Here is a 7,904-nt window from a genome sequence, read left to right as displayed (position 1 = left end):
GACCGGCGGACCACCTCAGCTGACGAACAAGCAGATCGACGGTCCCACCTGACACCGCCCGCGCCGCACCCACCGGCGAGCCCGGCGCCCCCCTGGCCCGCAGCTCGCCCCTGCCCCTCTCGGAGCCCAGCGCCATCCGCATCCCCGAGATGTGTCGCCGGTCCGCTCTTCCCTTCGTCCGGCGTCGGAGCGTGTGGCTTCACTCCCGTTCGGGCACGACCACGACAGGGCAGCCGGAGTGGTGCAGGACCGTGTGGGCGACCCGTCCCAGATGAGGTCCCGGCCGGCCGGGACGCCGCCGGCCCACGATGAGGAGGCCGGCGTCTCGCGAAGCGGCCAGAAGAACCCTGCGGGCGGGGCCCTCCACCGTGCGCCGCCGCAGCCGAACCTCCCCGGGAGCGTCGGCGAGAGCTTCCTCCAGCTCCCTCGCCGCCCGTTCCTCGTACACGCGCTCGGGCTCACCGGTGAGCAGAGGGTGGTCGACCGACTCGTGCATGGGGCACCGCCACGCCCGTACCGCCTCCAACGCGGCATCGCGCCGCTTCGCCTCCGCGTAGGCGAAGCGCACTGCCGCTGTCGGCGCGTCGGCCACACCGACGACGATGTGGTCCCGGCCTCGGGCGACAGCGCGGTTGCTGTGGCTGCCACGGATCACGATGACCGGGCAGTCCGCTTGTGCGGCCACGGTCAGGCTGACGGAGCCCAGAAGCAGATCTGCGAGACCACTGCGTCCACGAGTGCCTACGACCAGGGCAGACGCGTCGCGGCTTTCGCGCACGAGGGCGTGTTCAGGCTCCTCCAGCACGTCGGCGGTCGTGACGTGCAGCTCGGCGTGATGACGCAGCGCCCGCAGGGCCGCGGCCGCGAGGATGTCCTCCGCGGCGACACGCCCGGACGAGCTGCCGATTTCGCGCGCGAGTGCGGGCCCCTCGTAGCGCTCCCACAGGGAGGCGTACACGATGCGCAGGGGCGCCCGGCGCAGGGCGGCCTCGTCGGCCGCCCAGTCGACGGCCCGCAGACTGGCCTCGGAGCCGTCGACGCCGACCATCATGGGCAGGTTCATCGGTCCCAGCCTCCCCCGCCGAGGTCGAAGACGATGCGGGCCTTGACCTGCCCCTGGAGGACCTCGTCGATCGATTCGTTGACGGCGGTGAGCGGGCGGGTCTCCTGGATGACCTTCGTCCGGCCGTCCGCGTGGAGCTGGAAGACCTCCGCGAGATCGTGGCGGGTGCCGACGATGGAGCCGATCACCGAAGTGCCGTTCAGCACGGTGTCGAAGATGGGCACCTGGATGGTGCCGTGCGCGGGCAGGGCCACCATGACGAGCTTGCCGCCGCGCCGCAGACCCGAGTTGACGGCTTCGAAGGCGGCCGGACTGACGGCGAGAGCGAGGGCGGCGTGGGCGCCGCCGTGCCGCTTCAACTCCGCCCCGACGTCCTGGGTACGGGCGTCGATGAGGATGTCGGCGCCCAGTTCCCGGGCGAGTTCCAGCTTCTCGTCGGTGACGTCGATGGCGGCGACGGTGGCGCCGGCGATCTTCGCGTACTGCACCGCCAGATGGCCGAGACCGCCCACGCCGGAGATGGCGACCAGCTGTGCGGGCCGGACGCCGGCGACCTTGAGGGCCTTGTAGGTGGTGACGCCCGCGCAGGTCAGCGGGGCCGCATCGATGGCGCTGACACCTTCGGGCACCAGCTGGGCGAAATCGGCCCGGGCCAGCATCTTCTCGGCGTATCCGCCGTCGCAGCCGTAACCGGTGTTGACCTGGCTCTCGCACAGCGTCTCCCACCCGGACAGGCAGTGCTCGCATCGCCCGCAGGCGCTGCCGAGCCACGGCACGGCGACCCTTTCACCGACGGCGAGATGGGTGACACCCTCGCCGAGCTTCTCCACGAGGCCGACACCTTCGTGACCGGGCACGAACGGCGGCGTGGGCTTGACGGGCCAGTCGCCGTGCGCGGCGTGGATGTCGGTGTGGCACAGCCCTGACGCCTCGACGCGGACACGGACCTGTCCGGGGCCGGGCTCGGGGTCGGGGCGCTCCTCGATGACCAAGGGCTGACCGAATGCCCGTACGACCGCTGCTTTCATGATGTCCTCGTTCTCCTGTGTCCCAAGGTGCGTCAGTCGTGTGCGACGACGGCGACGGGCGCGGTGGCGTGGTGGAGCACCGCGTGGGTGACGGCACCGATGTGGGTTCCGAAGGGGTTACGGCGTACTCGCCGGCCCACGACGACGAGGGAGGCGTCACGGGAGGCATCGATCAGGTGAGTGGCGGCGCTGCCCGGGCGGGACATCTCGACGACCTCGACGTCCGGGTACTTCTGCCGCCAGGGACGCAGGCTCTCGGCGAGTGCGTCGGCCTGCTGTCGGGTGAACCCCTCGTGGTGCTCGAAACCCGGCCCGATGGTGTAGACGGCGTAGGGCCACGTGTCCCAGGCCTGGATCACGTACAAGGCGGTCTCCCGGCGCCGTGCCTCCTCGAAAGCAAAAGCGATGACGGTGTCGTCGGGACTGCCCAGGCCGAGGACGACGGGCCGGAACGCGGTGGCGGCGGACGGGATGCCGGCAGGGCCCATGACGTGCTCGTCGGTGGCCTGTTCCCCGGCGCGCACCAGGACCACGGGCACCTCGGTCCGGGCGATCACGGACTGTCCGACGGAGCCCACGAGGAATCCGCCGAGCCCGCTCAGCGCCCGGGACCCCAGGACCAGTAGTTCCGCGTCGTGGGCGGCTTCCACGAGGGCCTCGGAAGGCGTCCCGGTACGCTGCTCGGTGCTCACCTCGACCCCTGGGTGGCGGAGTCCGAGCCCTTCGGCGGCCTCGCGGGGCACCCGCTCGGTCCAGTGCTGGTGGGTCTCCGCTCCCAGGAGCGGGGCCTGGGCCATCGGCTCCGGCACCGGCATCCACACGTGGACCAACCGTACCGGCAGGTCACGCAGCTTCGCCTCGCGCGCCGCCCATTCCGCGGCGGCCGCGCTCTCGGCCGATCCGTCGAGTCCTACGGTGATCACACGGGCCATGATGGTCTCCTCGGTGTCGGGTGCTCTGGTTCCAGCGTCGCGTTCGGCAGGTTCTCGCGGCAGGGGCCGCTGGTCCCCCGCCGGGGCCGACCGGCCCTGTCAGTGTGGGTGGACGGGCGATGCGGGGCACTCAGCCGCAGTCATGAGGGCCCCGGACGGCCGGAAGCGGACGACCACAGCCGCGCCAGGTCGAGCGGCACCGGGCGGTGCCGGCGGTCCGGGCGCGAGCCGGCGGTCCGGCCAGGCCCGGCCGACGCGGGAGAGGAGACATCGCACGCTCCTTCGTCCGCACGGCGGGCGGCGGTCCTACCCGGGAGGACAGTCGTGAGGCACGACCGCCACAGGGGCTGTGGCGTGGTGCAGAACGGCGTGGGTGACCGGACCGATGCGTCGCAGGCCCGCCTCGTGGCTGCGACGCCCGACGACCACGAGGCCGGCACCGACGCTGTCGGACAGCAGGACCTCGGAGGCAGAGCCGATCTCGAAGTGCTCGACGACCTCGACCTGCGGGTACTTGCCGCGCCACGGCTTGAGGGTCTCGGTCAGGACCTCCCTGTTGATCTGCTCCAGACCGTTCGCCTCGTCGACCTGATACAGCGAACCCGGACTCCAGGCGAGGGCCGTCGGGACGCTCCAGGCGTGTACGGCACGCAGGATGGCTCCGCGTTCGGCCGCGGCTGAGAAGGCGAACTCCATGACCGCGTCACCGATCTGCCCTGGGCTCCACGCCGACCACCACTTCCTGAGCGTGCCGGGGCGTTGCGGCGTGCGGCTTCCCGACCATGACGACCGGCCCGGCCGCCTGGCGCAGCACCTTCATCGAGACGGAACCGAGCAGGTAGCCGGTCAGGGTGCCGTAACCACGCGATCCCAGCACCAGCATGTCGGCGCGTGCGGCTTCGGCCAGGAGAGTGGGCACCGGATCGTCGACGATCAGCTCGGTCGTGACGTCCAGGGCCGGATGCTGCCTGGCCACGCGGGACCGGGCCTCGTCGAGCACGTTGCGCACCCAGCGCTCCTCGGCCGCCCGGTCTCCGACGTACGCCACGTCCGTGGGGCGCCAGACCCAGGCGTGCACCAGGCGCAGGGCCGATCCCCGGCGCTCCGCCTCTTCCGCGGCCCAATCGGCCGCCGCCGCGGCGTGGTCGGTCCCGTCCAGTCCTACGGTGATGGTGCCGGACATGCTGCCTCCTGATGCTGCCGCTGGGAGGGGAGACCCCAGAGGACGTGATGGTGTGATGGTGTGAGCCTCACACGGGTCCGGCGAACGGCGCTGGGGCCGATCGTCCCTGGTCTGGGCCTGAGCGGCCCTGGTTGTGCCGACCGGTTGGGCCGGCCCCGAACCGGTCTCGGGCAGCGGTGGACCGCGCGATCGCCGGAAGGACCGCTTCGGGGAGCCGGTGTGCCAGGGAAGCGGAGACGGCCGGCTCCGGCGGTCTCTCCGTCCGCGTCGAGCCGGCCGTACGCGCTCACAGGTGGGGGACCACTGCCACCGGGGAGGCGGCGTGGTGCAGCACCGCGTGCGTGACCGGCCCGACGTGCGTGCCGAACGGTGCCCGGCGTTTACGCCGCCCCACCACCACCAGTGAGGCGTCCGCGGAGGCGTCCACGAGGTGGTGGGCGGCCCTGCCGACGACACACTGTTCCGTGACCTCGACCTGCGGGAACGTGCCGCGCCACGGCCGCAGTACGTCTGTGAGCGCGCTCGCTTCGCGCAGGCCCCTGGCGACACGGTGGCCGGGGTCGGCGGCTGCGGGGCCGTGGTCGAAGACGGCCGGGGCGGTCCAGCCATGGACGACCCGCAGCCCGGCCGCGCGAGCGGTGGCGGCTTCGAAGGCATAGGAGATCAACTCGTCACACGGCCGCGAGAGGTCGAGGCCGAGCACCACGTCGAGGTACTGCCTGCCGGCCGCGCTGCCACCGGCCTCGTCCTCGACCCGTTCGCCGGGCCGCACGACGACAACCGGGCGCTCAGCACGTGCGATGACGGGCGTGGACACCGATCCGGCCAGGAAACCACCGAGGGCACCGAGCCCTCGCGATCCCATCACCAATACCTCCGCCCGCTCCGTCGCGGAGAGCAGCACCTCCACGGGGCGCCCGATCACCTGCTCCACGCTGACGTCGACGTCGGGGTACCCCTCCCCCAGCCGATCGGCAGTCACAGCAAGGACGCGCTCCGCCCCGTGCCGGGTCATGGTGGTTCCGTCGGGTGTGGGGCCCACGCCCCCCGGCGGTGCGGGGCTGAAGAGCGGCGAACGGTCCTGCCCGGCCTGGAGGATGTGCAGGGGCAGACCGCGCAGGCGGGCCTCTCGGGCAGCCCACGCCGCTGCGGCGAGCGACTCGGCCGAGCCGTCCACAGCGGCGATGACGGTACGTCGTGACATGGTTTCCTCCGGATGAGGGGTACGTCTGGTCGAGGAGCGGCGGCAGAGCCAAGGCGAGGGCAGGGCAACGGCCCGGACGCGGCGCCTGGCGGCGGCGCTCGGGCCGTCGACCGCGTGCTGTCCGATCCCGGGAGCCGGAACGGGCGGTACGGCGGTGAGACCGTCCCCCTACAGGGCCGGGGTGATCAGTCCGTAGTGGCCGTCGTAGCGGTGGTAGAGCACGCTGCCCCGGCCGGTGCCGGTGTCGTGGAAGAAGACGAAGGGCAGGCCGGTCAGGCGCAGTCGCCGGAGGGCCTCGTCCACATCGCTCGCGGGGACGGGAACCGTGCTGACGCTCAGCGGACCCTCGAGATCCCGTTGCCGGCCGGTGGTCCCGAGCGACGCCATACGGTGCCGGCCGCCGACAGCGTCCCGGTAGACCACGCTGTCGTGTCCTGAGGCCAGGTCGGTGAAGAGCCAGAAGTCGTGGTCCATGGCCTCCAGGTCGATCACGGCGTCCTGCGGTGTCTGCCGGGCCAGGCTGAACGACTTGTGCCGGATGATGCGGCGCTCTTCGGCCGGAAGGTGCTGGCGGTGCGGGCGGTGCTCATGACCCGAGCCGTCCCGCCACGTCCGGTCGTCCGGGCCGCCACCGCGCGGTCCGCGCGCCCTGTACCGCCGCGCCCGGGCGATGCGCGCGGTCAGGCGCTCCTGCAGGAGATCGGCGGCCTCGAACATGGTGGTCGCGGCGACATGGGCCCGCACCGGCCTGCCGTTGACGTCCACCACGGCCTGAGCCGTAGCCGGACGGGCCGCCGAAGCATTGGCCGCTTGCGTGAGCTTCACGTGTGCCGACAGGACCGGTTCGCTCACATGGCTGATCACCGCGAGCACCTTCCTCCGGGCGTAGGCTTCCGCCTCCTCCGGCACCTGTCCTCGGTTCCGCACCTGGACGTCGACTTCTTCGCTGGTCGTGAGACCACTCATGGCAACTCCTCCTCGGTCTCCCTCATCCTGGCTCCCGCCGCTCAGCCCCGGCAGAGCCGACGGGCCCGCACCGAGGTGCCACCCGTACCCGTGGGAGGCCCCTGCGCGAGGACCACCGTCCTGGCGGTGAGGGCCCTTCGGCCCACAGCCATCCGCGGAGCTCGGAGGGGAGGGGGCGATCGGGCGCGGCGCGGACCGCGCTGCGCCCGATCGCCGGCAGACAGCCTGCATCGTGGACGGCTCGTACGGACCAGGCTCGTGAACCGCCGGTGCTCCGGGCAGAGATCAGAGGTGGCCGGTCGGGCCGGCCGGAGGGACACCGCCACGAGGCTCCTGCGCAGGCGTGTCGGCCTCGTCGGCCTCGAGAACGACGACTGCGTCGTCGACGGCACGGACCAGCTCGCGCGGACCGCGGCGCGTCAGTGGTGAGCGACGACGGCGACCGGCGCGACGGCGTGGTGCATGACCGCGTGGGCGACGGCACCGATGTGCGCGCCGAAGGGGCTGCGGCGCACGCGCCGGCCCACGACGACGAGGGAGGCGTCGCGCGAGGCGTCGATCAGGAGGCCGGCGGTACTGCCGAGCCGAGTGACCTCGGCCACCTCCACATCCGGGTACTTCTCACGCCACGGCAGGAGCACTTCGCTGAGCGCCAGGGCCTGTTCCCGGATGATGTCCTCGCGGAGGTCCACGCCTGCGGCCAGGCTGTACGCGTAGGAGGACGGGAGGTTCCAGCCCGTGGCGACGGTCAGCGTGGCAGCGCGACGTCGCGCCTCCTCGAACGCAAAAGTGATCACCGCGTCGTCGGGACTGTCGGTGTCCAGGCCCAGGACCACGGGCCGGAAGGCGGCAGCGGTGGACGGAAGGCCGACGGGGTCCTCGACGTGCTCGTCGGCGGCCCGTTCCCCGGCGCGCACCAGCACCACGGGCGCATCGGCCCGGGCGACCACCGACTGGCCGACCGACCCGACCAGGAAGCCCGTGAGGCCACTCAGGGCGCGGGAACCCAGCACGAGCAGTTCCGCGTCGCGCGTGGCGTCGAGCAGAACCTCGGCCGGAACTCCTGTCCGCTGCTCGGTGGCCACCTCCACGCCGGGGTGACGCAGCATCAGCGCCTGCGCGGCTTCCCGGGGAATCCGCTCGGTCCAGTGCTGATGTGTCTCGGTGCCGAGAGGCGGGGCCTCGGCCATGGGCTCCGGCACCGGCTGCCACACGTGCAGCAGCCGTACCGGCCGCTCCCGCAGCGCCGCTTCGCGGGCCGCCCACTCAGCTGCTGCCCGGCTCTCGGGCGAGCCGTCGAGTCCTACGGTGATCGAGCGGGCCATGCTGCCCACCTCCTGTGTCAGTCGGTCTGTTCCCAGCGTGTCTTGCGGCGGCCTCGCGGGCAGGGGGCCGCTGGTCCCGGAAGAGAGCCGACGGTCCCTGTCCCGACGGGCTGGTGGGGCGGGGCCCCGGCCCGGTGTCCGCCCGCCCGTTCCGTCCGCCGTCCTGGAGGCGCTTCGATGCCGCACCGTCCGCACATCCCCTC

General features: G+C 72.5%; 8 protein-coding genes. All 8 read right to left on the bottom strand.

Annotated elements, in window-relative coordinates:
- Nucleotides 1–199: 199 nt before the first annotated feature.
- Nucleotides 200–1,063 (bottom strand): universal stress protein, encoded by an 864-nt coding sequence (locus tag ABZ154_RS34375; protein ID WP_356838345.1) that lies wholly within the window; start codon nucleotides 1,061–1,063, stop codon nucleotides 200–202.
- The gene (gene adhP / locus ABZ154_RS34370) at nucleotides 1,060–2,091 is read right to left on the bottom strand and encodes an alcohol dehydrogenase AdhP (RefSeq protein WP_356838343.1); all 1,032 of its coding nucleotides are present in this window, start codon (nucleotides 2,089–2,091) and stop codon (nucleotides 1,060–1,062) included. The genes ABZ154_RS34375 and adhP overlap by 4 nt, the downstream gene beginning before the upstream one ends.
- A gap of 32 nt (nucleotides 2,092–2,123) precedes the next feature.
- Complete coding sequence (locus ABZ154_RS34365; RefSeq protein ID WP_356838342.1) at nucleotides 2,124–3,023, bottom strand: universal stress protein; 900 nt, start codon at nucleotides 3,021–3,023, stop codon at nucleotides 2,124–2,126.
- Between the two features lie 306 nt (nucleotides 3,024–3,329).
- Complete coding sequence (locus ABZ154_RS34360) at nucleotides 3,330–3,719, bottom strand: universal stress protein (RefSeq protein WP_356838340.1); 390 nt, start codon at nucleotides 3,717–3,719, stop codon at nucleotides 3,330–3,332.
- Nucleotides 3,720–3,726: 7 nt separating this feature from the next.
- On the bottom strand, nucleotides 3,727–4,206 hold the full coding sequence (locus ABZ154_RS34355; RefSeq protein WP_356838338.1) for a universal stress protein: 480 nt from the start codon (nucleotides 4,204–4,206) through the stop codon (nucleotides 3,727–3,729).
- A 286-nt stretch (nucleotides 4,207–4,492) separates the two neighbouring features.
- Nucleotides 4,493–5,410, bottom strand: coding sequence for a universal stress protein (locus ABZ154_RS34350; RefSeq protein ID WP_356838337.1), 918 nt, complete (start codon nucleotides 5,408–5,410; stop codon nucleotides 4,493–4,495).
- A 168-nt stretch (nucleotides 5,411–5,578) separates the two neighbouring features.
- Entirely contained in the window at nucleotides 5,579–6,376 is a 798-nt protein-coding gene (locus tag ABZ154_RS34345) for a sigma 54 modulation/S30EA ribosomal C-terminal domain-containing protein (RefSeq protein WP_356838336.1), read from the bottom strand.
- Between the two features lie 419 nt (nucleotides 6,377–6,795).
- Nucleotides 6,796–7,701, bottom strand: a complete 906-nt coding sequence (locus ABZ154_RS34340; protein ID WP_356838334.1) for a universal stress protein — start codon at nucleotides 7,699–7,701, stop codon at nucleotides 6,796–6,798.
- Nucleotides 7,702–7,904 lie beyond the last annotated feature (203 nt).

The organism is Streptomyces sp. NPDC006261 (genome assembly GCF_040613515.1).
In the GTDB taxonomy this organism is placed as follows: domain Bacteria; phylum Actinomycetota; class Actinomycetes; order Streptomycetales; family Streptomycetaceae; genus Streptomyces.
The sequence above is the reverse complement of the archived record's forward strand: the minus strand, read 5'-3'. Positions and strand labels throughout refer to the sequence as shown.

Coding starts and splice junctions, on each gene's coding strand:
- adhP (WP_356838343.1), bottom strand. CDS start 2,091: ATGAAAGCAGCGGTCGTACGGGCATTCGGTCAGCCCTTGGTCATCGAG.
- ABZ154_RS34360 (WP_356838340.1), bottom strand. CDS start 3,719: ATGGAGTTCGCCTTCTCAGCCGCGGCCGAACGCGGAGCCATCCTGCGT.
- ABZ154_RS34355 (WP_356838338.1), bottom strand. CDS start 4,206: ATGTCCGGCACCATCACCGTAGGACTGGACGGGACCGACCACGCCGCG.
- ABZ154_RS34350 (WP_356838337.1), bottom strand. CDS start 5,410: ATGTCACGACGTACCGTCATCGCCGCTGTGGACGGCTCGGCCGAGTCG.
- ABZ154_RS34365 (WP_356838342.1), bottom strand. CDS start 3,023: ATGGCCCGTGTGATCACCGTAGGACTCGACGGATCGGCCGAGAGCGCG.
- ABZ154_RS34340 (WP_356838334.1), bottom strand. CDS start 7,701: ATGGCCCGCTCGATCACCGTAGGACTCGACGGCTCGCCCGAGAGCCGG.
- ABZ154_RS34345 (WP_356838336.1), bottom strand. CDS start 6,376: ATGAGTGGTCTCACGACCAGCGAAGAAGTCGACGTCCAGGTGCGGAAC.
- ABZ154_RS34375 (WP_356838345.1), bottom strand. CDS start 1,063: ATGAACCTGCCCATGATGGTCGGCGTCGACGGCTCCGAGGCCAGTCTG.